Below are 24,636 nucleotides of genomic sequence, written 5' to 3' on the forward strand. Positions count from 1 at the left end.
CTCGTAACCGGCCTCTCAGGGCCGATATAGCTCAGTTGGTAGAGCAGCGCATTCGTAATGCGAAGGTCGTAGGTTCGACTCCTATTATCGGCACCATTTCAAAAAAATCAATCACTTAGCGCAAAATATCTAACGGATTGTATCTTCAATTATCATCCTTGATAACACCTGGTAAACGCCTTTGCGTTGTATCGGCTCAAGGATTGTACAACGTACTAGCGGGTAGTTACCGGGCTCAACCCCGAACAGCATTAGAAATTTTGCCATCCCTTGAAGCTGAAAGAGTTGCCGGGCTCTCTAAACACATCGCTTGAACCCTTAGCGATACGTTCCGCGCTTCGTGCGGCGCTCAATAATGCTATACCTTGTGAAAGGTCGCAGAGAATAAACAGGCGTAATGTTGGGAAGACTAACCGGATCGGGAAAGAATCCGGCTCTGCCACGGTTTCGATCACCGGAGTATAACGATCACCTGATAAGAGAACGTGCTAAGGCTTTATCCCCCCGGGATCACACCCTGCGGAAGCGCTACGCGCCGCCTTTTCTTATGTGCCCCACACGGCACGTAATGGTCATCTATTATCTGCACCATTGTAACTTTCGTTGTACTGTCTCTGATTTACGTTGAATGCTGGCATATTCAGCGGAGGGGATACTATGTCAAAAGCCAGGAATGCAGCAGCCACGAAGCGAAACAACCGTAAGATTCACGCCCGCAAATTCCTGGCAACACCAGAGGGGAAAGCCTGGCTTGCTAAAAAACAGGAAGAGCGAGAGGAAATCAAATTGGCGCGAGCGGCTAACAACATGTTTTAACCTACCGATCACGGCGCTAAATGGTTTGTATTGTTAGAAATCTAATAAATTGTACAAACATCATCTGATCGTTAACCTCAAATGGTCGAAATGCCTTGGCACCACCCAGACGACAAGAAAGGCGACAGACTCTACCGAAAAGTTTCGGCTGGATTGCTATAAAGTTCATCAGTATGATTGCTGGCACAATCAGTGATTGAGAAACAGCTTCTGAGTGATAAAGGACGATACGATATGAAAGTGACTGATGAGGCGTTGTTACGTTCAGGATTTACGCCATCAGATTTGCAGAAGATAAAAAACAACGTTGAAAGCTACGGCGGAACCTTGGGGGAAGCGATTCAGGATCTGGCTAATCGATTCAGGGTTGTTTTATGGATAACATCGGCATGTCTGATGGTTTTTATCCTTTTAGTGTTGTTTACTGCGAAAGAAACCGTCGTGGGTGGTGGGATATCAATTCTGATCGCAATAGTCATCGTTGCATTTATTCAGCCGCCAGTCCTTTCTTACAAATCCTGGCGGTTCTGGAGAAAATTCAGAGGCTAATGGTTCGATGTGTCAGTAGAAAGCAGGTCAAATATTACTTTGGCCTTAAGTCCATAACCTACTATTTTCATTGTTAATTTGGGACGGCTCATCGTGTCGACCTTGCGATAGAAATCACGGGGCATCCATTTAAATAGCCTCCATGCTTCGGGTCTTCTGGCTAATCCAAAGATGCTATATACACTCGCAGTTAACGTAATAGCGTTATAAATCGCAAGTCCTGTTTCAGGCTTGAAACCCATAAACTGGGCCGCTTCCATAGTCCCATCAGCCACAAATCCCTCTGTTTTATATTGTTTCCCATAGATTCCAGGAATGATTTCTTTTGACAGACCGTTAATGCCATCTGTTACAAGGATAGCCCCTGCCAGCATACCTAAAGGTGTCATCGTAGCGACCATCAACGCACCGCCAGCAATTGCCATTCCAGAAACCACAATATGAATAGCTGAAATCATGTAGCCGACGATTTTATTATTTTCCTTAACAAACTCGACCTTCGCGTAAAGCTGTGCGGACTTGGTTTTTAACAGACGCTCTTGTTCAAGCAGGTTGTCTGTTTCAGCACGAAGATTTTTGATGCATACAATACATTCTTCATCGGTTTTAGCTCGTCGAGCTGTTTCAAACTCTCTATCTACAACCTGTTTTATCTCTCCAACAAACTTGATACGTGTTATCCCATCTTGCAAATAGAATGCTGATAGCCGATTTGCTGTTTCGACCAGTTTCCGGGCTTCCAGATTCACCATGGTATCTGACCATGTTCTGTTCCAGCCCCTGTTGAGCAGCGCGATATCCATTAAAGACTCCTTCCCAAAATGTGTCTGGTCATTTTACGTGCAATAAGGTCGAAGACAACAGGAAATGATTTCCCAACATCTGATTTCAGCGGAACGAATACATAATCAAACCCTGAGACTCCACGCGGTAATACTCTATTTTTCATTGTTCGACGTATCAAACGTCCTGGAGTTCGGGCAGGACTGTGAGCGCGTCACTACTGTAAACAAGTAGATGCTGTTCTGATACGTGCATAGCGTTTTCCCGTTCTTCGTCTATTCCTCCTGCGGGTTGGTCATCGTAATTTGTCCGGCAATCGCCAGGGTTGGGAATAGTGCCAGCGTTAGCACAACATGTTTCATGTTGTTCACTCCCAAATGTTTGCAAGAGCAGCGCCCGCTCTTAACGTCAATCTTCAAATGGTTCATGGTGACTTAAGGGTCTGAATGGTTCAGTGCTTTCATGGCTAAAGCTAAATTCCCGTTAGACTTTTCCCACACCTGTGTGGCAGAAAACTTGCGAAAAGAATGGCAGCCTACCGTTCCTTTAATCCCGACATTCTTCGCAGCCTGTTTGATCTCACGGTTCACCTAACTCACGGCTTACGGGCGCTTTTCCTGATGCACGGTTGCTGTGTGACGTGAAAACATATTCATCTTTCGGAAATGCCTGACGGCGGCGTTCTATGATCTCCCACACTTTTGCAGGGGCGATGATCTCCTTTTTCTTGCCCGTCTTACTCTCAAGCACTTCCAGCGTGTTTCCCTCCCTGAACTGGTTGAACTTCAAATTCACCGTGTCACCGACACGCAAACATAAAGAGGCCATTGTTACCGCTACATCATCTGCGAATAGCTGTCTGTTATGACTTTCAAGCCAGCTAATCAGCTTAACCCGGACACGCTCAAAGACTTTACCCGCGGGGTGGCAGCCGTAAGCGAGCAGGCCGCAAACATTCTCGATTACCTGAAGAACAAGCTCGCTCCGGTTAATCCCCTGGCATCTGATGATGTTCAGGGATTCATGCGTGACAGTGAAATGCGCCTGGCATTCGCCCGACTGGATCGCCGCAGCCAGGAAAAAATGCTGCTGTCGATGCACAGTGGAAAGCATCAGGAGCTGGCGGACGCCTTACTAAGGGCGCATGCTGTGTGTTCGGGACTCGATACGGAACAGCTAAAACGTCTCGGCTTCTCCCGTATTGCATCAGAGAACGGGCAGGTGATTAACGCGGTTGCCGATCTGGTCGACGCGGTAAGGAAGGACGTCGCACAAATTACAACTGTCCGAACCTGGTATAACAATCTCGTTTACGGGAAGAACGACGATCCATCAGAAGTTCTGCCCCACATGACCGGCCTTGACCAGTTAAGCGAACATGTCAGCGCGATGCTCAAAGGCAGCCAGCGGCAGACACATTCAGAAGAGAAGCAGGGAGGGACACCAGAATGCTGTTAAGTAAATCAGCCTACGCCAGGCATATGGGCGTCAGCCGGCAAACTGCTTACGGCTGGATAGCCCGCGGTGAAATTTTAATTTCAGGCGATAAAGTGGATGTCGAAGCATCGCAGGCTAAACAAAATTCTGCTGGTGCTGGTGCTGGTGCTGGTGCTGGTGCTGGTGCTGGTGCTGGTGCTGGTGATCATCACAATGCAATGACGTGGGCGCAGGCCGCCGCGTGGGTATGGGGGTATGACGGCGGGAAAGAGCTGCCGGCTGATATTAATGCTGGCCAGCGAATAGAGGCCGCAGCCGCTGAGCTGGGTTTTGATGTTCAGCACGAGCCCGATGAACAATTGCTGATTCTCTTCCGGCCGGATGAAGAAACCCACAGCTTCTATGGCAAAGACCGTGCAGCAGGCGCCTTACGGTTTCTTCGTTCCGAGCTGGCTTACGTTGCCACAATGCACCCCGATACGCTGGATGACTGGAACAAAACTGGTTTAATGTCACTCTGCCTGCTGGACGGCGAAAAACTGTAAACCCCCCAGCCCCTCAAACTTGACACTTTTCGCGAGATACTGGGAAAAGTGTCAACCCAACCTAACGGATCCTTACGCCTACGAACAGCAGCTACAGCAGAAGTGTAAAGGGCTGGCGTTGAGATTTGTTGAGCCTTGGCTGTTAACTTTTGTTAATCCTGATGCGAAGCAGGGCAGGTGTCAGCCTGTTATGGTTTGTTATGCCTTACTATGGGGAACTGTCAACCGCTCCCCCTTTAGAAAACTTCAGGTGCAGATCGTGGGATGCATCTGTCAAAACTTGTCACCCGCCGGCACCGCCAGTGTGGATTTATGGCTACACGCTCTCTAAGTTACAGTTGCTTTCGACTGTCCATTACATAGTACATAATTTTAGCTAAAATAACTCCTCGATCGTTTATGTAGGAAGTCGTGCGTTGTATAGTTTTGAATCTCGCATTGTTGATAAGGCTCGTTATGGATTTAATAATGTTTTTTTTCATAAAGTAGTTTGTTCAAAATGAGAATGGTAATACTATTCCCATTTTGACTTGTTTCTAGTATGTTATTTTCAACGGTTGATCACTGAAAGGTGAAAGTAGTTTCTGAAATTAAATTTTTTTGCTTTGGTCTAGTGTTGCTAAGAATTGAGGAAAAATGAAGATCTGTGATGACTGGTTTTCGTTAAAAAGTAATTTGAAAAAGCTTCAAGTTGATATCGATAATTGGGATATATCTCCCGTGTTAATCACAATGTTGATTGTTGCTGAGGACCATAGATTTGGTAGGCACCATGGTGTTGACTTCATTTCTATATTACGTGCTGCATGGAGAACTAATTTCTGTGGCAAAAGAGAAGGTGCTTCAACAATTGCTATGCAACTTGTAAGGGTGCTGACAGGTCGTTATGAGAGAACATTGCGAAGAAAGTTATCAGAAATGTATCTAGCATGGCGTTTGACAAAGTATGTTAAGCGAAGTGATATTCCTAAAATGTACTTATTTGTTGCGTATTATGGATGGAGAATGAATGGCTTGGTTCAGGCTTCTCATCAATTAAATGTTAACTTGTTGGATGTTACGGATTTTGATGCAGCTTGTATTGTAGCTAGGCTTAAGTACCCTGAACCCCAAATTTTAGATCGGCTTCGTGATGATAAAATCAAATCCCGAGCAAAACATATAATACGCAACCTTCGGAATATTTAGAAGATAGTCTTTTTTATTATAAAGGAAGAGGTAAACGCGATGAAAGCTTTTGAAGTCTCACCACATTTGAGTCCATTAATGGATAGCTATCCAAATGCTTCTGTTGTTGCTGATGCCGCTAAAAATGGTGGGAAAGAATCTAAAGAAGCAATTGCGAGATTGTGGCTCTCAGAAGGTATTCCTTTTGCATTTAAAACAGCCCCAGCATTATATGAAGTGGTCAGAACATGGCTAGGAGCTAAACTTAAGGTAGATCCAAAAGAGATTCATTTGAGTGGAAGCGCCAGATTGGGACAGTCTTTAGCTCCATATAAAAGAGGTACCGCTTTTGGGAAACACTCGGATTTAGATTTTTTTATTGTTTCATCTGAGTTGTTTAGTCGACTTGAGACTGATTTTAACAATTGGTCATCTGATTATGAAAATGGAACGTTACGTCCTAGTGCCAGGGAAGAGGCATTTTGGGAAGATAACAATAAACGTGGTAAAATTATTTTACGCCGTGGTTTTATTGATTCTAAGATGATACCGAACAGGAACGAGTATTCCTCAAATAGAATCATTGCTCAATCAATGTGGGAGCTTAAACAAAAATTAGATGCTACTCAATGTGCACCTGCTATAAAATCCGCTTCTGTAAGGTGTTATAAGGATTGGAAAAGTTATGTTCAACAAGTGGTTCTCAGTTTGAACTAGTTTTTTGTACTAGGTGCTGTCAGCATTGTGCGGTTAACTAATTTCATGATGCTGACAAAGCGTGTTGAGTAATTATTTTTGCCTTTGTTATTAATGTTTTAGATTAATTCTATTACTTGGTATGGGTTCAATGAGGTTTGTTTTTTCTTGGTTTGTTTCTGTCTTTAAAGTGTTTTTTTATCATTATTGAGCTTGGGAGCGATATTGCGAAAGGATTGGTAAGTGTATCTAGAAATATGTTTAGAGCCATTCAGGAAACTTTTTTTCATTTTGATATGACTGGGGTTGCTGGTATTTCTATTATTCATTTTGTCGCTTGATCACCCCCCCCAAAATTTTGGAGATAATCCATTTTAATGAGTGGTTTCAGCATTTAGAATGGCTATTGGTATTAAAAAACCTCTCGTTATGGATACCTATGTTTTAGTCGAAAACCCAGCCTTTCAGCTTCTTCCATGACTTTGCTGAACTCTTTGACTAATTTTGGAGGTAGTTCAATACGTCCATGTTGATTCGCTAGGTCACCTGTATTTAAGATTTCAAAACGTTTTCTGGCAAGGTACAACCATCTGATCACATCAGGATCATTGACCAGGGCCTGACGGATATTATCTACCTGCCGGCCTTGTAAATCCTTGACCTATCTGCGAGAAAGAGAAGTTATCCATACGATAAGGGTATGGCGTGACATCCAGCATTTCTCCTGCATCATTCTCCCAAACACAGTGAAACTCGGCTTCAATATAAACACCGGGTACTTGCCATATAGCCCAGCCGTAAACAGCCCTGCCGCCGTTCTTAGCGATAGCCTGTTCGACATTGACGAAGCAGTCCATTTCTTCCGCTTCCGGTAAAGGGTCACTGTTAAGCAATAAGGGATGAACTTCAGGAACAATTTTTTGACAAAATTCTAGTGTTTCAGGAGCAGCAAGCTGCGCAGGGATCGGGCGGCGCATAGTATTCCTTATTTTAGAATCAGATGGGAAATTCATAGTAAAACGAGATACTAAGATTGTCATGCAGGTTATCTACGCGCGAAACCATTTTCCTCTTCAAAATACAGTTGGCGTTTTCTGTAACTTAGACTCTCAGGCAATTAGTTACTTCGTGAGCGTGTGATCCCCACGGTAAAGCTTTTGTGCTCTAATGGTAGAGTAGAAAATTTTACGGGGGTACTTTTGGGGGTATCAAGAAAAACACAACCTAGTAAAAGGCATATAACTCACTAACATAGTATGTTTTGTTGTATTCCTATTATCGCACCATCTTTAAACGTAGTCTTCCGACTATCAAATAAACAACATTTGTCCCTTGTGCATCAGCCATTCCTCTCCTCTGAAAGCCCCGGCAAACCATCACACATCTCCTGCAACTCATTAAACATCCTTGCCACATGGAAGCCATCGCACACCGAATGATGGACCTGCACCGCGAGCGGCAACAGCACTTTTCCATCCTGCTCGTAGTATTTTCCAAACGTGAACATTGGCGAAAAGAAGTTCTTCATATGCGCAATGTTCATATTAAAGTTTGTAAACGTTACCCACGGAATCGACGACACGAAAAAGACATTTTCCCGTGACTCTTCCTTGGGCCAGTAAGAAAGGTTATTTCCATAGCGGGCCGTATCTTCTGCATACGTGTTCTGAAAGTGATGAATATTGCCGTCATAATGGCTCCATAGCGACGAAAACGTCTCCGTTTCGGGATGGAAAATCGTATAGCTTGGATGAATTTCATTCCAGACGACGAGCTCATCATCTTTCATGGCCATACGGAACTCAGGATGCCGGTTCATGATGTTAGACAGGAGAAAAATGATCGTCGGGTAAAACTTCCAACCCACCGCTTTGATATGTTTTCGCAGCGCGGTAATGTCGATCAGAACGGTTTGGTTAATTGTGCATTCAGCAAATGACTGGAAGACTTCAAAATGCTCCTTCCTTGGCCAACGAGATAAATCAACAGGCGTATAGGCCGGGGCTGTTTTTTTCATTGTTTAACCTTTGATTATCAATCGTCTACATGATTTAGGGCCAGAACCAACCGCGCAACCATTTCAACCGTATCTAATCTTCCTGTCAATCTCAGCCTGTGGTTTTCCGAACAGGTATCCCTGCACAAGATCGCAGCCAAGCGCCTGAAGACGTTCAAGCTGCGCTTCGGTTTCAACACCCTCTGCAATGACCCGCATATTGAGGCTCTTCGCCATGCCGGTAATCAACTTAACGATATTTAGGGCATCATCCTGCGTGGATATCGGGTTCACAAAGGATTTGTCGATTTTAATTTTATCAAAATTAAGTTCACTCAGTCGTGAAAGCGAGGAATATCCGGTTCCGAAATCATCGATGGAAATTTTTACGCCCAGTGCCCGGAGCTTTTTGAGAATAGTGATCGGCATGTTGCTGTCACTGAAGAGCGAAGACTCTGTTACCTCTAACTCGAGTCGGTTGGCCGGTAGCCCCGTCTCTTTCAGAATGGACTGTACCATCGTGGTAAACGATTTAGTGCCTAGCTGAACGGGTGAGACATTCACCGAGATCCTGGCCGGCACCGCCCAGGACACCGCTTCCCGGCAGGCCATCTCAAGCACTGACTTGCCGATCTCATTGATCATCCCCGTTTTTTCAGCGACGGAAATAAAATAATCTGGCGCGAGTATCCCTTTCACCGGGTGTATCCAGCGAATAAGCGCTTCATAGCCGTAAATTTCATTGCTGAATGCATCGACAATAGGCTGGTAATACACAACGAATTCATTGTGATCGATCGCCAGAGCCATATCATGTTCAAGGGTCCTGCTTTCCTGCAGTCTTTGCAGCATCCACTGCCGGAAGACTTTGATCTGCTGCGAACCTTCTTTTTTCGCTTCGTAGAGGGCCAGATCGGCAAATTTGTAAAGATAATCAGAGCGTCGTTCATTATCAGATAATACGATGCCCACGCAGGTGGCAATTTTTATCAGCTGGTTATTAATCGTATAGGGCTGGCTGATATGATCGCTGATTTCTTTGGCGCGCGAAACGGCGGCGGTTTCCGTGAGTCCGCTGGAGAGAAGGGCGAATTCATCGCCGCCCAAACGGTAAAACGTATCCGTTGCGCTGCTCATCGAGGTCAGCCGTCGGGATACCTGATTCAACAGCAAATCTCCCGTATCATGGCCATAGGTATCGTTGACCTCTTTGAAGCGGTCTAAATCAAATAACATCACCGTGACGGGGACGTGGTTTTTATCTGCCTGAAGATTAATTTTGTTGAGATCGTCCCAGAAGAAAAGGCGGTTTTTCATGCCGGTGAGGGAGTCATGATAAACATCATATTCCAGCTTCGAGTTCTGAATTTGCAGTTTTTCTTTTGATATTTGAAGTTCGTCAGCCAGGCTTTTAACCTGCATGTGTGCTTTCAGAATGTTTTTATTCTGGTAGATCATTAAGAAGCCAAGAATAAAGCTTAAAATCACCAGAAGCAAAGAAAGTGCGGAATAAATATAATACAGGATTTGTATTTTGTTGTTGGATTCATTAACCGTGTTAATATCTTTTGTTAATGCTGTTGCAGACAGCTGGCTGAGCGGTGCGTCGAGCTCATGCATATTTGTCAGGTATGCCTGTAACTCCGGGTGGCTCATTTTTTCAAGATGACTATCCAGATAGGCCAGTATTTTTTCTAAGCGTAAAGCGAGCTCCTGATGCGTTTTATCGCTATCAATGTAGCGACCTAAATCGCCCCCTTTCATTAAATCGCCCTGACTGAGCATAATTTCGAGGCGCATACGGACCTGGTCTATCGTAACGTCATCAGTATCGGTTGCGTATAGACCAAGCCATGATTCAAAACGGTAATACTCTGATACCAGTTGTGCCACGGACCAGGACTCAGTGTATTGAGTCAGTTTTTGCAATTCCTGCTGTCGATCATAAACAAGGTATGCAATATATCCTGTCGTGATAAAAAGAGAAAAAATGATACCAACCAGTATCCTGTTCATTATGTTCTCCTGAACGACTACTCAATCTTCATTTTGCTTACCTGCCATGCTGATCGTGAGTAATAAATCTGATTATTCAACTCAGGAAGACTGTCATAGGGGTATACAATGAACGATGGGCCTTTATCGCGGATGCGCATATATTCGCCATTGACCTTTAAGGCAAGGATGGCGTTGTATTTTTTAAAGTCGCTGAGAGGGATGACGGTTGAGTAATCATTGAGCGCAATAACATTAACGTTCGTACCTTTTGCACCCACATAATCCATGAGCTTGCTCATGGGGACACCCTCAAACTTCGTACGACCGTTATACCAGGGGGAAGTCGTCTCGAAACTCACTACTCCGAGTTTTTCAAGGCTGGCGAGATCAAACACTGCTTTTCCATTTTCATTGGTATTTTCTATATTACCGTAAATCGTTAAAATGGGTTTACCAACTGGTTTTGGCAGGTCGCCAGCCCAGGTTACACTTTGTACCAGACAGCATAACAGCAGTAGGGTTAATCGCATTTTGACCTCCACCTTTTTAACAGAAGTATAAGAATTATAATTTAGATATCACACGAGTTGATATATTTTGTTGGGGAGTAGGGGGTTTTATCGTTTTTATTGATGTAAACTCATTTTAATCAATGAGTTAGGTGTCGCGGGTGTCTGGGTGTTTGATACTAGAGCGACGCTTAACTTTTTGATAAAAGCTAAAATTGCGGGCATAAATGCTCTTCTGTTTAAAAAATAATCGCTTTAATTGAGAGATATTATCTTCCACGATAATTGCGGGGTGTCCGTGGCTTTTTGGCGCGCGAATCTGGCGACGAAATACGCGCCCCGGTTGTGTGCGCTGTTTCAGGATGATGATAAGCGAGGACACGAACATTCTGATTGTGCGTGTCCCCTACCGCTTGCCTTACTTCACGTCATCCCGGATGGCTGACGCCGACTTACCCCCTTTCGCCATGCTGGCAAACACTGCGTCCCGGTAGATCCACGCATGAACGAGTGCGGCGGAGAGATGGACCAGCACCACGGCAAAAAGCAACTTTGCCAGAAGGCTATGGGCGTCGTGGCACCAGGCATAGAGTGCTGGATTGGTCGGGACAATCGCCGGCAGGTTGACGCCATCAAACATGACAATTGGCAGGCCCGCTGCCGACAGTTGCGCCCAGCCCAGCAGCGGCATTGCCAGCATTAACCCATACAGCATCCAGTGTGATGCCTTTGCGGCAAGCACCTGCCAGGCGGGCAAATCGGCAGGAAGTGGGGGCGTGCGGCTCAGGAGGCGGTTGACCAGACGAACCAGTGCCAGCAGTAAAATGGCGATCCCCAGCGGCCGGTGGAGGTCGATTAACCAAATCCGGTGATGTAACGACGTCATCATCGCGGCACCGATGAAAAGCATGGACAGGATCATCACCGCCATCAGCCAGTGCAGGCTTCGCGCCAGGGTATTGAAATGCTGCGGCGTGAGCGCTCGCATATCTTTATTTGAGCTCATTTTACCTCCTGCTTTTGCACGGCTTCGGTGGCCTTGCCGTAGCCGATTTCCCGCTCACGGCGGCTGAAAGAGTGGGAGTAGGCCGCGGAGCGGGCGTTTAAGATGGGATCATCAGACACCGCAACGCCTGCGGGAACGACAGAAGGATCAAAGTTAACGTCGCGGCACGCGCCTGTGGATTGTGCTTCGACCCGCGTCACTTCCAGCGTGCCGGCCACCACCTTTTTGCGATCGTCCGGCCACGGCTGGGATGGGTCATCCACCGGATCGCCCGGTTGTGCGAGCTGCAAAACGTAATCCCAGTAGAGTGGCTTCTGCGCCAGGCGCTGACGCAGGTTTTCGAACAGGAAGTTGTCATCGGCTTTCTGTCGTTGCTCATCGCTTATCGACAGGAAAGGCTCGTGCGGACGCATCATCCAGCGAACGGCCTGGCGATCCCCCTGCGCGTTCACAAGGTAAAAGGCGTTAATGCTGTAAAACGTCGCGCCCGCGAAGCTGCCGGGCGCAGGTTTTTGTGCCGCCCATTTAAGGTATTTCTCCGCCTCCGGGTACGCTTTCAAAAAGTCTGCCAGACGCTGCGGATCCGGTTTGCCGGTGGCCGCATCAATGGCCGTGGCTTTTCGCAAGGCCAGAAAACCTTCCGGGCTGTGCGTGGCGAAGAAAGGCTCGTTGTTCATCGCCATCCGCCATTGTTGTTTGTCATCTGTCTTCAGCAGCAGCGCCATGCTCAGGGTTTTGGTCGTACTATCCGGGGCATGCGGATCGCCAGTACCAATAGAGAATCGACCCACCACGGGCACTTCCTGCTGTGAGAAGAGGCGGGAGGTTGAAAGAGAAACCCCTGAGCCGTTTGGCGTAAAGGTGCCGGCAAAGCAGATGCCTTTTCCATGCGCGCGGCGAAAACCCGGCGGGAAGGGTTTCGGTGTTTCCCCTACCAGTGCCTGGCTGACCGTGCGTGAACCAAGCCAGCCCGCCGTCCATGCAAAAGCAGTTGCTAATGTACCGGCGACAACGGCGATTGCTGCCAGCGCGCCCCAGGTTTTTTTGGACCTCAAATCCAGTTTCGACATAGACGTTTTTCCAGAACAAAATATTTTCATCTGTCATGCACAACGTATTGCGCGTGACAGGTGTTAATACAGTGGCGAATATGGCTCGAGTATAGGAACTAAGGGGCGTAAAGAAAGAATATCACGAAAAGTTTAAACCTTTCCGCTGTCAAAAGGACCGGTTTACTCATCGTGTCGGAAGTTGCGACCGAGTCGGTGACCCAGCGAGAAAGAGTGGCGAAACAGGTAGGCGATGGCAGAAAATGTAAATAATGAACAGTAGGGAGTATGCGATATTATCGCTGAGATCGTCAGTTAGCGGTTTCAATCTGTGTCTGAATAATTGCCTGATTTAGGACGCTTCTTCCACTGGGAAGCGTCCACTTTTTTATATATTGAAAAATATATTTCTGATATTAAGCAACGCTTTTCCTGTACAGAAAGTCCTGGTATTTCTTCCATTAAATGTTCTCTTTTATTTGACGCTCACATCCCTGTGCTGAATAACGATTAATGTCCTACAGAAGCGGTATCGACCACGCGCGAAGGTTTCGGTGCTAAAGCAATAGCAAAAGCAGCGATAAAGAATATGACGCCTATCGACATCATCAGATTATTGGTTGAAAGCATCATGCTTTGGCTGTTAACCATCTTGTCAAAAAGCTCGCGCACAAATTGCCCGCTTTGCTGAGGCGCCGAGTTGATGTACTGTGAAAGATCGCCGGTAGGATCGACAACGGACGCCAGCCTGTCATGCGCAATATAGCGCTGGTCCTGCCAGGACGTCGTCACGAGCGATGTGGCAAACGCGCCTGATAACGTTCGAACAAAGTTCATTAACCCGGCCGCCGAGGGCATTTCCGCTTCATCTACAGAGCCCATTGCAAGCCCCGTAATCGGGACATAGTACAACGGCATGCCAACGCCCATGAATAACAAAGGGACACAGATGGACCAGTAATCCATATCGGTCGTCGCATAGGAGCGCCAGAAGGTATCGAGACCGAGCCAGGCACAGCCAAAGAAGATAAGAATGCGCGGATCGATTCTGTTGGAAAGGTTAGCGGCAACCGGAGAGAAGACCACCTGCAGAAGGCCGCCCCAGGCAACCACAATCCCTGCCCATGTTGTTGTATACCCTAAGTTATATTGTAGCCACAACGGCGTGAGAACATTCAGACCAAAAAAACATCCAAACGCAAGCGCGAGCACAAACATGCTGGCCGAAAAACCACGATGGCGAAAAACGCTGATATCGACAATCGGATGGTCAGCGGTCAGCTCCCATATGCAGAAACTTAAAAAGCCGATACAGGCCACAATCGCCAGAACCCAAATTTCTTCTGAGGCAAACCAGTCAAGGTCTTTCCCTTCATCCAGCATGATCTGCAGTGCGCCAACCCAGATAACCAGTAAAATAAATCCAACGATATCAATAGCGTTATTAACCAGCTCATCTTCGAAGATTTTTAATACTGACCACGCGATGACTGAAAAAGCGATAGCCATCGGAACGTTGATGATAAACACCCACGACCAGCTGTAATGATCGCAAATCCAGCCACCGAGAACCGGGCCTATAACGGGCGCCAGCAATGTCGTCATTGCCCATAATCCCGTCGCCTGCATGGATTTTTCTTTCGGGAAAATACGCAGGAGCAACGTTTGTGATAGGGCCATCAGGGGACCTCCCGCCATGCCCTGAAAAACCCTCATCATCAGCAGCATTCCCAGAGAAGTGGAAAGGCCGCAAAGCAAAGAAAAAATGCCAAACATGAACACGGAAATGCAGAAAACGCGCACGCCGCCGAACCGGGTGGTTAACCATCCTGATAGCGGCACCGTTATGGCTTCAGCCACGGCATAGGCCGTGATGATCCAGGTCCCCTGGCTGGTTCCTGCGCCCAGGGCGCCAGCCATGTTGGGCTGAGTGACGTTTGCAATGGTCATATTGAGTACGGCTAAAAAGTTTGCCATTGCAAGAACCAGGGCACCCACCCATAACATACCGCCCTTCAGCGAAGGCGGCTGGTTATCGATAACGAATGTAGACATGGCCTGGTTTCCGTTATTCACTTTTTAAATTAACTGTCGCTTTCATGGACAGCCCAACCCGCAGCGGATGTGCTGCAAGCTCATCAGCATTGAGTTTGATGCGCACGGGCAAACGCTGTACAACCTTAATCCAGTTACCCGTTGCGTTCTGTGCTGGAATAACTGAAAACGCTGCGCCGGTGCCGCCATCAAAGCCTTCTACCGTTCCATGGAAAGGAACGTTGTCGCCATACAGATCGCTCACCAGTTCCACTTTCTGCCCCACTTTCACATGCTGGAGCTGAACTTCCTTGAAGTTGGCATTGACGTGAATTTGCTGTACCGGAACCACGGACAATAACGGCGTGGAAGGCTGGACACGTTGCCCAAGCTCGACCTGGCGACGAGCAACCACGCCATCAACTGGCGAACGGATCACGGTTCTTTCCAGATCCAGTCTGGCCTGATCGCGCTTTGCTCTGGCGAGAGCGACTTCTGGGTTGGTCTCGGTATTTGCATCCTCAATCATTACGGCATTCGCCTGTCTTGCACCCACTGCCGCCTGTCTTGCTGCATCGGCTTGCGCCACGGCGGCTTTAGCGGCATTCAGGTTTGCCAGAGCGGAAGCATAAACGTTTTGAATACGCGTCAGTTCGTCGCCTGAAATCGCGCCTGTCTGCATGAGCGCCTCGCGTCGCTTGAGGTCAACCGTCGCGCGCTGGAAGTCAGCGTTTGCGGCATCAACCTGGGCCAGCAGACGTTTTTGCTCTTTTTCATTTGCCACAACTTCAGCGCCGAGTTTTGTGTCGGTGGCCTTATATCCATTGACCCGCCGAATGGACAGGTTCAGGTTTGCTTCAGCCTGATTAAGGGCTAACTCTGCATCAGTAGGGTCCAGCTGGATCAGAACATCGCCTTTTTTTACCACCTGAGAATCCGTGACGAGGATGGCACTTACCGTACCGGTGATCGCGGAAGAGAGCTGAGCGGACTCGACATCGGTATAGGCGTTATCGGTCTCAACATAGCGAGAACCCACTAATTCCCAATATGCGAACGAGCCTGCGCCAGCCAGCGCGATGCTTAATGCAAGATAAGAGAATAAACGTTTTCTTTTTTTCTTTTTGATATCGGATGATTCAATATTTTGATTTTCAATAGCTGCAGAATGACTCATTTTATTTCCTTTCTTTCCACTATTTAGTAATTAACCTGGTGTTAAAAATCACTGTTTGCTCGAGGTATATCCGCCGCCCAATGCACGCGCTAATGCGACGTCAATCGTAAAGGCACGGGAATTTACATCGGCTAATTTTCTGCGGGCCGCAACCAGCTCATCTTCCGAGGATAAAACGTCGAGATAATCAGCGACCTTTCCTTCATACCTTTGTCTGGTGAGCGAATACGCTTTTTCTGCCGACGTGACTGCACCCTGAGAATAAAGCATCTCGTCTTTCAGAGAGGCTCTGCTGGTGAGTGCATCGCTCACTTCACGAAGTGCATTCGTTAGCGTGGCGTTATAAACGTTCACCGCAATATCATATTCACCGCTGGCGTATTTCAAATCACCCTGTAGCTTTTGCGTATTAAATATTGGCAACGATATGGCCGGACCAAAACTGCCAATTGCTGAGCCACTCCGGGTAAGGTTGTTAATACCCAGTGACTGGAACCCGGCAAAGGCAACCAGATTAACGCTGGGGTAAAAACCGGCTTTTTTCTGTTTGATTTGCTCTGCTGCAGCCTCTGCGCGTAAACGTGCCGCGACAATATCAGGACGTCGACCAATCAGATCCAGCGCAATATTGGGAGGAAGTTCCTCATGCGCTAAAAGCGTTGCCTTAGGCGCGGTTATGGCCAGCGATCTGTCAGGCCCATCACCGATCAATGCAGCGAGCTCATGTTTTTTGATCGCAATCGCTTCCTCTATTGCCACCAGATTTGCTTTTGCGTTGAGTTGACGCGTCTCAACCTGTTGAAGGCTGGATAAATCTTCTAGCCCCGCATCATGTCGTTGCTGGAACAACGCGAGCGTACTGGTTCGTATAGTGAGGGTATCGTTAAGCGTTTCGCGTACGGTGTATAAATGCGCCAGCTCCGCGTAAACGGTAACAACAGACGAAGACAGCACCAGTCTTGTTTGCGCTTCTTCCGCTACAGCCGCCATTTCACCTGACGTTGCAGCCGCGAGCGCGGCGCGGTTTTTACCCCAAAAATCTATTTCCCAGCTCATATCCAGCGTGGTGCGGCCATAGCTGTTCCAGTTTTGAGGCGTTGCGCTTTCAGGCGTCACATAGTTGTAACTCATTTTGTCCCGCATAAAGCTGGCGTTTGCGGTGACCTCAGGGAAAAGCGAACCGCTCGCACTTTGCGTCATCGCCTGCGCTTGTTTCACGCGAGCTTCGGCGATGTTAAGCGTAGGGGAATTTTTAAGCGCGTCATCAATCAGCCCGTTGAGCTGCTCGTCACCGTATTTCTTCCACCAGTCATCTTTCGGCCACTGGCCGTTCTGATGTGGGAAACTTTGATCGCTTTTAAGTTGTGTGACCGTCTTCATAGGCGGTGGGGTGCCAAGGTCGGGGATCATGGCGCATCCGCTCATACTGATGGCGGAAATGACAACACAGCCCATCACTATTCTGGACCGGGTTAAACCGGAAATACGACACCCCAGTAGTGTCTCCTGAAAACCTTTCATCAGTACGCTCGTCATGCTGTTCATAGAGAAGTCCAAATACAGTACCGTACAGTACGGTACACTTTATATCTTGACTTCTGAGCGTCGTCAAATGAAAATGTACTCGTCAGTACGATTACGAACCCTACTACCAGACGTGATTCCGAAATCAGAGAACAAAAAGTGTTGGCCCCGGTCAGACACCTAAACTAACGAGGAAACATATGGATAAAAGAGCGCTTAAACGGCAACAGATTCTGGAAGTCGCATCCGGACTGTTTCGACAAAAGGGATTTGATGCCACGTCTATCTCAGAGATTAACGCGATTGTGGGTGGCTCAAAATCGACAATTTACAGTCACTTTTCTTCGAAAGAAGAGCTATTTGTAGAATGCATGTCTTCAGAAACTGAACAGTATATAAAGAGCATGACTATTGAAACTGCAGGGCAGGTGCGCCTTTTCAGAAAATCACCACAGTTGGTCATCGAGCAATTTGCCGTTGCCTTTTTACGCTATATTTGTTCACCGGATATTGTGGATTTGCAAAGATTAATGATTTCCGAAGCCGGAAGGTCGGGAATCGGAGAATTATATTATGAGCGAATGCAAAAACTGCGTTCAAACGTATCGGCGCTTTTCACCGATTTAATGAATCAAAATATCTTAAGAAAAGATGACCCTGTGCTGGCCGCTGAGTATTTTCGCTCTCTTCTCCAGGCCGGTATCCTTGAACCCTTGCTTTTAAAAGCGCGAAAGGATCAGCCGGACGAAAGTGAAATTGTCATGAAAGCGCAGGCCTCCGTTAATGCGTTTATGAAACTGTATGGTCCTGAACAAAATGAGAATGTTGCAAAGACATCTCACTAAAATACAGTAAGCATTCTCTCACCCTATTATTAGGGTGATTTTTCTTTTAGGAAATATTATTTTCAATTGTCATTGGATGACGTTGCCAGCGGCCTTCTTGTAAATAAAATTTCGTGGATACTTATGTGTATAAAGTTTACTCTCTTAAAAGATCGTGAAGCTGTAATTAAGTCCCTGACTCACTGGATTGACTCGAATTTATATAGACCTATTACCGTTCTGGATGTGGCGCGAAAATCCGGTTATTCATTGGCTTATATTCAACGAAACTTTCGCCAGGAGTGTGGCATAAGTATCGGTCTCTATATTCGAAGCCGGAAACTTGAAAAAGCCGCGCATATGCTCAGACATACGCAGCTCTCTGTTTCAGATATATTTACAATGTTAGGCTACGAAGAGCCGTCAACGTTCAGCAGAGCGTTCTCGAATCAATATGGACTCTCCCCAACCAAATACCGTGAGATGGCTAAAAAAAGTCATGACATGAATGGATTGTCGATATTGATTACTGAGGTGACGCGCGACTAATTCTTTGAAGCATCGAGACGCAAGCGCCACAAATCATAGCGTTCTTCTCCCGGTTTAACGGCTCCCTCGAAGTGGTCATTGAGGCGACTTGAGGTAAATACCATCTCCCCGTTCGGACGGATTGCCGGCGTGTCTGGCCAGCGCACCTCTTCGCTTGCCGCAATTAGCGACATGGAATGGGTTTCAGGATCGTATCTGACGATACCATTGCGTGTGACATCGGTAATGTAGAGGTTACCTTTTACATCTGTCACCATTCCGTCGGTGTTGCCCCCCACGCGACCCAGATCGCGGATCTGCCCGGCAATTTGCGTATTGGTTGACGCAGGCTGCCTCAGTATCGCAGTCGGTACCGCATAGGCGCGCGTGCCGGTTGTCACCGTCCAGTACAGCGTGCCCGCATCGGGTGAAAGCGCAATGCCATTGATACCAATCAGTAATGGTTTACCAGGCCAGACTTCAACCCCGTGCGAGACGACGTTAACGCCTGGTTCAATCTGCAGCGCAGGGTGACGATCGAGCACGCGCCGGGCTGTACCGGTAGCGAAATCGACGATAATTAGTCCCACCTGGTTTTCAGGCGCACTCCGCGAGCCGCTGTCGGAGATATAGGCGACACGGCGGTTCTCATCGACCACCACATCATTCAGAAAGCTGGCCTTGCGGTCCGCTACGCCGTCCAGGGCGATGCGTTTGATGGTGCGGCCAGAGAGGAGATCCAGTACAACCAGTTTCTGCGCCCCCGCGGGGGACTCTGTTTCGCCTGCAACAAACCCCATGTCCAGCGCCCATAGCCAGCCGTTTTTACGGTCAATATAAAAACCGAGCACGTTGCGCAGGCTCTGAGCGGGATCGGTGTTCACCGCATTCCCCTCGCGGGAGGGAAATGCGTTCAGGCGGGCAGGGCCAGACTGCGCCGTCGTATCCAGAATGCTTAACGTGGCGGGTGCTGCGGCGGAAACCAGCCGGGGCGTGCTGACAAAGGCACGGTCCATTGCATCAAAGTGGATACCTGCAATAGGGGCATTGACCGAACCGGAAAACGCCGCAGGCATCTTTCCGTCTTGAGTGGTATCCCAGCTCACGCCGGCGTAGCTTCGCCAGCGCTCCAGAGGCGGGTGGTTCGCCGCGTTGACAACACTCGTGAAAGAGAACAACGCCGCCATTGCGATGGCGGGCAGAATATGGGAACGGTTGAACATTGACAGGCTCCAGTGGAACGTTCAGGTGATGAATGCTGGCCACTTTACTCATCGCCCAACGGGAGATAAATTAGCCAAATTGAAAAACATTTGTTCCTGAGAGAGCAAAATGAGCCGGAAATTCGATTACCTCGGCGACGTTGAAGTCTTCATTGCTGTGGTTGAGCACGGCTCATTTACTGCCGCAGCGGTTGCCCTTTCAACCACCCCTTCGGTACTGAGCCGCGCGGTCACCCGTCTGGAAGCGCGTCTTGGACGGCAGCTATTACAGCGCACGACCCGCCGGGTGGGGCTGACTGAAGCCGGACGCGTCTATCTTGAGCAGGCGCGCTCAGCGTTTTCTCTGCTCGATGACGCCGAACGCGTTGGCCGGGGTCAGGAGGGCGATCTGACCGGTCGCGTGAGAATGAGTGTCCCGACCACCTATGCCCACTACCGCCTGCCGCCGCTGCTGGCGCACTATAATCAACGTTACCCGCGCGTACAGGTGGAGCTGAACATTACCAATCGCAACGTTGACCTGATCGCAGAAGGGTTCGATCTGGCGATCCGTCTGGGACAGTTGCCTGACAGTGGACTTGTGGCGCGTAAGCTGGAAGACGCGGCATTGCTTCTGGTCGCCTCTCCGGACTACCTGCATCGGAGAGGAAAGCCTCAGACGCTGGAAGACCTGCAGCGCCATCAGTGCCTGCCGTTTATCATGCCGCGCACCGGTCGTATCGCCCCCTGGGTATTTCATGATGAAGGGCGCGATATTGACTGGTTGCCGGGTTCAACCATCGAAATATCAGACGATGTACTCGGCGTGGTTTCGCTGGCGGAGCAGGGGATGGGGATCTGCCAGAGCTATGAATTCATCGTCCGCGACAGAATACAGGGCGGCCAGTTAGTTGAGGTGCTGCCGCACCTCCGGGGACGATCGCGACCTTTCTCCGTGCTGTTTGCCCCGCACCGGCGTCAGTCAGCAGCCACCCGGGCAATGATTGACCTTCTGACCCGACAAGAATGACAAGGACGAGTCCACCATGAAAAAAGCGCGTTTTTCCTTTTGGATCCCACTCATCGTGAGCGGGATAGCACTGATATCGGGTTTTGTGGTCTGGTCAGTCAACATTTACCGCGTGACATACCTTTCGATCCGCGGGGAGCAGTACCTTGCCTGTGGGGCGTTGCTGCTGGCGCTGGTGCCGATGGTCTATTTCATCAGAAAGGGGAGACTGAAAGGTAAGCGCCTTGCTGGCGCGGTAAAAATCTACCTCGGCTTCTTTATTTGCAGTCTGCCGGTTGCCATGTTCGTGGTCTTTACAACGGCCTGGCTGCTGGAGGGGGACTATTCGGCCTGGAGCAAACCTTACCGGTATGAGTCCAGTACCCGCCACAGCTGCTCGGGTGCGGAAGTCTACGAGCCGGAATTAAAGAAGGAGATCCGCATCTGTAACCCGCAGGGTGACGTTTATTCCGATACCACCCTGTATGTGGAAAAGCGGAGCAATGCCCTGGGGATTGTGGTGCTTTGGGCTATCACGCGCGCCTGAACCGGGGAAAGTCAGGGCGCGAGAATTAGCGTCAGCCCGCCTCCAGCATCCCAAAACTCACAATCCGCGCGCGGCCCAGCTCTTTCGCCCGGTACAAGGCCACATCCGCGGCGCGCAACAGGTTGTCGGTCTGGGCATGCTGTGGGTAGCTGGCAATCCCAATCGACACGTCCACCGGCCCAATCTCGGTCAGCCCGTAGCGAAGCGACAGCTCATGCACGCCGGTGTAAATCTTCTGCGCGCAGGCGTACGCTTCTGCTTCATCGGCACCGGAAAGCAGCACCAGAAACTCCTCGCCGCCGTAGCGGAATGCCAGTCCGTTGTCATGCGCGGCCCGCTGAACAATTGACGCCACGCTTTTGATCACCAGATCGCCCGCTTCATGACCGAACCGATCGTTAATGCTCTTGAAGTGGTCGATATCAATCATCATGCAGCTTAACGGTACGCCAGTGCGTATCGCCTGTGCCGTTTGGGTTTGCAGGGTATCTTCCAGATGATGACGGTTACGCAGGCCGGTGAGCGGGTCAAACAACGCTTTTTCCAGCAACGCGTCGCGCAGACGCTGGTTGGCCAGCGCCAGCCCGAGCGCCTCGGCCATCAGCTCCAGATACGCGCGGGAAGGGGCATTGTCCGCCGTGATATTCTGGAAGGAGAGCAGGCCAATGGCCTCGCCCTGAGCGATAAGCGGCACGCAAAGCGCGCTTTCCGCCTGGGATGCCGGAAGATGGTAGCAGGCAATATCCGGCTCACCGTTCACCGGCGGGTGACTTTGCCCGCGTCGCACGGCCCAGCACTCGTCCGGATGGAATGTCGTCTCTTCACCAACCGGCGAAAGCCACTGCGCGACGCAGCGCATCTGCCACGGCTCGCGGTCAAGGACGTAGAGCCGGCCCGCGATCCCTGGCGCGATATTGGGGGCAAACAGCTCCGCCACGTTAATCACATCGTTAAAGTTCTCACACCCCTGCAGCCGCTGGGTCATGCGCGCCAGCAGCTCGCGGATGGCCCAGTCGGCATCGCGCTCTTTTTCCAGACGCTGTCGTGCCAGGCCGTTTTCACGGAAGATGCTGATGGCCTGGGCCATATCGCCTATCTCATCGATCTGGTTGAAATTGGGCGTTTCAACCGCGTAATCCTGGGATGCCAGACGGTGCACCACGTCGCTCAGGCGCACCACGGGACGCAGCACGCGGCGTTTCAATATAAAGCCGAGCACAAACAGGAACAGCAGGGCGGTCAGGCCGACCGTCAGCTCAGAGGCGGTACGCAGCGCTTTCGATTTTTTTGTCGCATCTTTTACGGAGCCGATAACACGCTTGTCCAGTATCTGGCGAAAGTGATCGATCTGATTTTGCGCGCGATCCAGCTCCTGCTCATAGGGCTGACCATAGAGTAAGGCAACGGCCTGGGCGTCTTCTCCGCCTTCAAGGCTGGCGAGGGCGGTTTGCTGTTCGTCCTGCAGCTCATCGATGATTTTTATGCCTTCGCGCAGCAGGGACAGCTCATCATCCGATGCGCCGTTGTCCCGCAGTTTTTCCAGACGAAGCTCGATGCGCTTCAGGCTGTTTTCTGCCTGGTTATATTCCTTGAGCACCTGAGGATCTTTTTTAATGACGTACAGCCGCGCTAAATCAGACTGCGCCCAGATATCGGTTTCAATATCTTCCGTCAGCTGATCAAATTTCTGCCGTTGTTCCACGGCCTGACGCTCGAGGGTATCTGCACTGGACGCCATCAGCATGATGATGCCGGAGGCGATGGTGAGGCAGACCGTGGCCCCATAGGCCCAGTTGGTTATCGTCGCGATTCGCACCAGATGATCCTTTTACGACATGAGTAGGATGGCGTTCTTCAAATTATAGAAAACGTCTGATTTAAGGCGAAAAAAAAGGCGGCACAGCGCCGCCTGGTGTGGTCTTTATCGTCACGTCCTTACAAATCTGGAGGATTTTTTCCTTCTTCGATGAAATCGGGGTCCAGCTCTTCGGCGTTACCTTCGTGATCGCGCCCTGAGAAGAGGTTCCAGCAGGCGATAAACAGCGCGGCGATGAGTGGCCCAATCACAAAGCCGTTAATGCCGTACAGCTCCATGCCGCCGAGGGTGGAGATCAGAATCAGGTAGTCCGGCATTTTGGTGTCTTTCCCCACCAGCAGCGGGCGCAGAATATTGTCCACCAGCCCGACGACGATCACGAAGAAGCCGACAATAAACAGCCCCTGCCAGATCTGGTGCGTGGCGAACAGGAAGATGGCGGCGGGCACCCAGACAATCGCCGAGCCGATGGCGGGCACCAGAGAGAGGAACGCCATCAATGCGCCCCAGAGTACGCTGCCGTCAATACCGGCAATAGCAAACGCAATCCCGCCGAGTATGCCCTGAACCACGGCCACTGCCGCCGTCCCTTTTACCGTGGCGCGCGATACGCCAACGAATTTGGCGAACAGGTGCTGCTTGGCGAAATCAGACAGCGGTAAGGAGTCGAGGATCTGGCGCACCAGATACGGGCCGTCTTTCAGCAGGAAGAACAGCAGATACAGCATGATGCCGAAGCTAATCGCAAAGCCAAACGTTCCTTTGCCAATCAGAAACGCGCTGCCGGCGAGATACTGTCCGCCCTGCAGAGCGACATCGGAGAGTTTTTTCTGGATCTGCGCCGCGTTGGTCAGGTTGTGATCCGCGAGGAAGCCGCTGGCCCAGTCAGGCAGGTGGTTGAAGATGCTTGCCACCACCTCCGGGAACTGGGTGTTGTTCTCCTGCAGTTTGGTGTAAACCACGTTCAGCTCAATGGCGAGCGAGGAGAGGATCACCATCAGCGGAATAAAGACGATCAGGCAGATAATACCGATGGTCAACAGCGAGGCCAGCCCGTTGCGATCCCCCAGCGCGGCGCGCAGCTTGTTTTTTACCGGGTTGAAGATGACGGTCAGAATGGCGGCCCACAGTATCGCGGAGAAGTAGGGCGACAGCACGTCGAAGAAGGCCCAGGTCACAAGGGCGAGAATGAAAATAAAGAAACCTTTAGTCAGTCCGTTAAAGCGCATCAGTCAGTCCTGGTTACTCATAAACTGTGTCGACTATAGAACTGATTGTGAGAATTACCAACCTTGCATCGGGTGGCACCCGTCCTGCGGGCAGTGTTACGGTATGACTTCGCGCTTCACGGATACCACTTTCGACTGACCGAAGATCGCCTTCTCCCGCACCATGCTGTAAGTATCTGCTTGCGGAGGTGCTTA

Annotated in this window: 24 protein-coding genes, 1 tRNA gene and 1 pseudogene; 11 read left to right on the forward strand and 15 right to left on the reverse strand. The window is 49.5% G+C overall.

Features of this window, described 5'->3' with window-relative positions:
* The first annotated feature begins 20 nt into the window (after window positions 1-20).
* The 3 genes from ACMGG5_RS10245 to ACMGG5_RS10255 all read left to right on the forward strand — a co-directional run bounded on the left by ACMGG5_RS10245 (window position 21) and on the right by ACMGG5_RS10255 (window position 1,365).
* Window positions 21-96 (forward strand) — tRNA-Thr (locus tag ACMGG5_RS10245).
* Between the two features lie 561 nt (window positions 97-657).
* A complete protein-coding gene (locus tag ACMGG5_RS10250; RefSeq protein WP_198313987.1) occupies window positions 658-816 on the forward strand; it encodes a hypothetical protein in 159 nt (52 codons plus the stop codon).
* Window positions 817-1,050: 234 nt separating this feature from the next.
* On the forward strand, window positions 1,051-1,365 hold the full coding sequence (locus ACMGG5_RS10255; RefSeq protein ID WP_032678921.1) for a hypothetical protein: 315 nt from the start codon (window positions 1,051-1,053) through the stop codon (window positions 1,363-1,365).
* Here ACMGG5_RS10255 and ACMGG5_RS10260 read toward each other — a convergent pair.
* The 3 genes and pseudogenes from ACMGG5_RS10260 to ACMGG5_RS10270 all read right to left on the reverse strand — a co-directional run bounded on the left by ACMGG5_RS10260 (window position 1,362) and on the right by ACMGG5_RS10270 (window position 2,943).
* Window positions 1,362-2,168, reverse strand: a complete 807-nt coding sequence (locus ACMGG5_RS10260) for a DUF4225 domain-containing protein (RefSeq protein WP_157188651.1) — start codon at window positions 2,166-2,168, stop codon at window positions 1,362-1,364. The genes ACMGG5_RS10255 and ACMGG5_RS10260 overlap by 4 nt on opposite strands.
* Window positions 2,169-2,303: 135 nt before the next feature.
* A pseudogene (locus ACMGG5_RS10265) lies at window positions 2,304-2,510 on the reverse strand (hypothetical protein).
* A gap of 217 nt (window positions 2,511-2,727) precedes the next feature.
* Window positions 2,728-2,943, reverse strand: coding sequence for a hypothetical protein (locus ACMGG5_RS10270; RefSeq protein WP_232473038.1), 216 nt, complete (start codon window positions 2,941-2,943; stop codon window positions 2,728-2,730).
* Window positions 2,944-3,012: 69 nt separating this feature from the next.
* Between ACMGG5_RS10270 and ACMGG5_RS10275 the strand changes: the two genes are divergently transcribed.
* From ACMGG5_RS10275 to ACMGG5_RS10290, 4 genes are all read left to right on the forward strand, one after another.
* Window positions 3,013-3,606 carry a hypothetical protein gene (locus tag ACMGG5_RS10275; RefSeq protein ID WP_232473039.1) on the forward strand — a complete coding sequence of 198 codons (594 nt, stop codon included), beginning with the start codon at window positions 3,013-3,015 and terminating at the stop codon, window positions 3,604-3,606.
* Between the two features lie 197 nt (window positions 3,607-3,803).
* Window positions 3,804-4,130, forward strand: a complete 327-nt coding sequence (locus ACMGG5_RS10280) for a hypothetical protein (protein WP_157188653.1) — start codon at window positions 3,804-3,806, stop codon at window positions 4,128-4,130.
* Window positions 4,131-4,766: 636 nt separating this feature from the next.
* Complete coding sequence (locus tag ACMGG5_RS10285) at window positions 4,767-5,318, forward strand: biosynthetic peptidoglycan transglycosylase (protein WP_157188654.1); 552 nt, start codon at window positions 4,767-4,769, stop codon at window positions 5,316-5,318.
* 39 nt (window positions 5,319-5,357) lie between these two features.
* Complete coding sequence (locus tag ACMGG5_RS10290; RefSeq protein WP_198313989.1) at window positions 5,358-6,014, forward strand: hypothetical protein; 657 nt, start codon at window positions 5,358-5,360, stop codon at window positions 6,012-6,014.
* 608 nt (window positions 6,015-6,622) lie between these two features.
* Here ACMGG5_RS10290 and ACMGG5_RS10295 read toward each other — a convergent pair.
* The 9 genes from ACMGG5_RS10295 to ACMGG5_RS10335 form a co-directional block, all read right to left on the reverse strand.
* Window positions 6,623-6,970 (reverse strand): hypothetical protein, encoded by a 348-nt coding sequence (locus ACMGG5_RS10295; RefSeq protein WP_157188655.1) that lies wholly within the window; start codon window positions 6,968-6,970, stop codon window positions 6,623-6,625.
* Between the two features lie 362 nt (window positions 6,971-7,332).
* The gene (gene catA, locus ACMGG5_RS10300; protein WP_420277813.1) at window positions 7,333-8,010 is read right to left on the reverse strand and encodes a type A chloramphenicol O-acetyltransferase; all 678 of its coding nucleotides are present in this window, start codon (window positions 8,008-8,010) and stop codon (window positions 7,333-7,335) included.
* A gap of 63 nt (window positions 8,011-8,073) precedes the next feature.
* Window positions 8,074-10,005, reverse strand: coding sequence for a putative bifunctional diguanylate cyclase/phosphodiesterase (locus ACMGG5_RS10305; protein WP_032646104.1), 1,932 nt, complete (start codon window positions 10,003-10,005; stop codon window positions 8,074-8,076).
* A gap of 17 nt (window positions 10,006-10,022) precedes the next feature.
* A complete protein-coding gene (locus tag ACMGG5_RS10310; RefSeq protein ID WP_024909477.1) occupies window positions 10,023-10,517 on the reverse strand; it encodes a molybdopterin-dependent oxidoreductase in 495 nt (164 codons plus the stop codon).
* A 397-nt stretch (window positions 10,518-10,914) separates the two neighbouring features.
* Window positions 10,915-11,502: a cytochrome b gene (locus ACMGG5_RS10315; RefSeq protein WP_420277814.1), complete on the reverse strand. Its 588-nt coding sequence runs from the start codon at window positions 11,500-11,502 to the stop codon at window positions 10,915-10,917.
* On the reverse strand, window positions 11,499-12,572 hold the full coding sequence (locus ACMGG5_RS10320) for a catalase family peroxidase (protein WP_420277815.1): 1,074 nt from the start codon (window positions 12,570-12,572) through the stop codon (window positions 11,499-11,501). Before ACMGG5_RS10320 ends, ACMGG5_RS10315 begins: the two co-directional genes overlap by 4 nt.
* 489 nt (window positions 12,573-13,061) lie before the next feature.
* Window positions 13,062-14,606 carry a DHA2 family efflux MFS transporter permease subunit gene (locus tag ACMGG5_RS10325; RefSeq protein ID WP_420277816.1) on the reverse strand — a complete coding sequence of 515 codons (1,545 nt, stop codon included), beginning with the start codon at window positions 14,604-14,606 and terminating at the stop codon, window positions 13,062-13,064.
* Between the two features lie 13 nt (window positions 14,607-14,619).
* A complete protein-coding gene (locus tag ACMGG5_RS10330; protein WP_032646109.1) occupies window positions 14,620-15,762 on the reverse strand; it encodes an HlyD family efflux transporter periplasmic adaptor subunit in 1,143 nt (380 codons plus the stop codon).
* 48 nt (window positions 15,763-15,810) lie between these two features.
* Complete coding sequence (locus tag ACMGG5_RS10335; RefSeq protein WP_157188659.1) at window positions 15,811-17,307, reverse strand: efflux transporter outer membrane subunit; 1,497 nt, start codon at window positions 17,305-17,307, stop codon at window positions 15,811-15,813.
* A 179-nt stretch (window positions 17,308-17,486) separates the two neighbouring features.
* On the opposite strand from ACMGG5_RS10335, the gene ACMGG5_RS10340 reads away from it, so the two are divergent.
* Window positions 17,487-18,131: a TetR/AcrR family transcriptional regulator gene (locus ACMGG5_RS10340; RefSeq protein ID WP_157188660.1), complete on the forward strand. Its 645-nt coding sequence runs from the start codon at window positions 17,487-17,489 to the stop codon at window positions 18,129-18,131.
* Window positions 18,132-18,254: 123 nt separating this feature from the next.
* Window positions 18,255-18,659, forward strand: coding sequence for a helix-turn-helix domain-containing protein (locus ACMGG5_RS10345; RefSeq protein WP_048990412.1), 405 nt, complete (start codon window positions 18,255-18,257; stop codon window positions 18,657-18,659).
* On the opposite strand, the gene ACMGG5_RS10350 is transcribed toward ACMGG5_RS10345, so the two are convergent.
* Entirely contained in the window at window positions 18,656-19,861 is a 1,206-nt protein-coding gene (locus ACMGG5_RS10350; protein ID WP_420277817.1) for an L-dopachrome tautomerase-related protein, read from the reverse strand. The two genes, ACMGG5_RS10345 and ACMGG5_RS10350, sit on opposite strands and share 4 nt — an antisense overlap.
* Window positions 19,862-19,970: 109 nt before the next feature.
* Between ACMGG5_RS10350 and ACMGG5_RS10355 the strand changes: the two genes are divergently transcribed.
* Both ACMGG5_RS10355 and ACMGG5_RS10360 read left to right on the forward strand, forming a co-directional pair.
* Window positions 19,971-20,870 (forward strand): LysR family transcriptional regulator, encoded by a 900-nt coding sequence (locus ACMGG5_RS10355; protein ID WP_370884091.1) that lies wholly within the window; start codon window positions 19,971-19,973, stop codon window positions 20,868-20,870.
* Between the two features lie 16 nt (window positions 20,871-20,886).
* A complete protein-coding gene (locus ACMGG5_RS10360; RefSeq protein ID WP_024906765.1) occupies window positions 20,887-21,396 on the forward strand; it encodes a hypothetical protein in 510 nt (169 codons plus the stop codon).
* Window positions 21,397-21,427: 31 nt separating this feature from the next.
* On the opposite strand, the gene ACMGG5_RS10365 is transcribed toward ACMGG5_RS10360, so the two are convergent.
* A complete protein-coding gene (locus ACMGG5_RS10365; RefSeq protein ID WP_290094513.1) occupies window positions 21,428-23,212 on the reverse strand; it encodes a diguanylate cyclase in 1,785 nt (594 codons plus the stop codon).
* A 119-nt stretch (window positions 23,213-23,331) separates the two neighbouring features.
* Window positions 23,332-24,441 carry an AI-2E family transporter gene (locus tag ACMGG5_RS10370; RefSeq protein WP_024906767.1) on the reverse strand — a complete coding sequence of 370 codons (1,110 nt, stop codon included), beginning with the start codon at window positions 24,439-24,441 and terminating at the stop codon, window positions 23,332-23,334.
* Between the last annotated feature and the right edge of the window lie 195 nt (window positions 24,442-24,636).

This window comes from Enterobacter sp. BNK-34, from assembly GCF_048684445.1.
Lineage (GTDB): Bacteria > Pseudomonadota > Gammaproteobacteria > Enterobacterales > Enterobacteriaceae > Enterobacter > Enterobacter pseudoroggenkampii.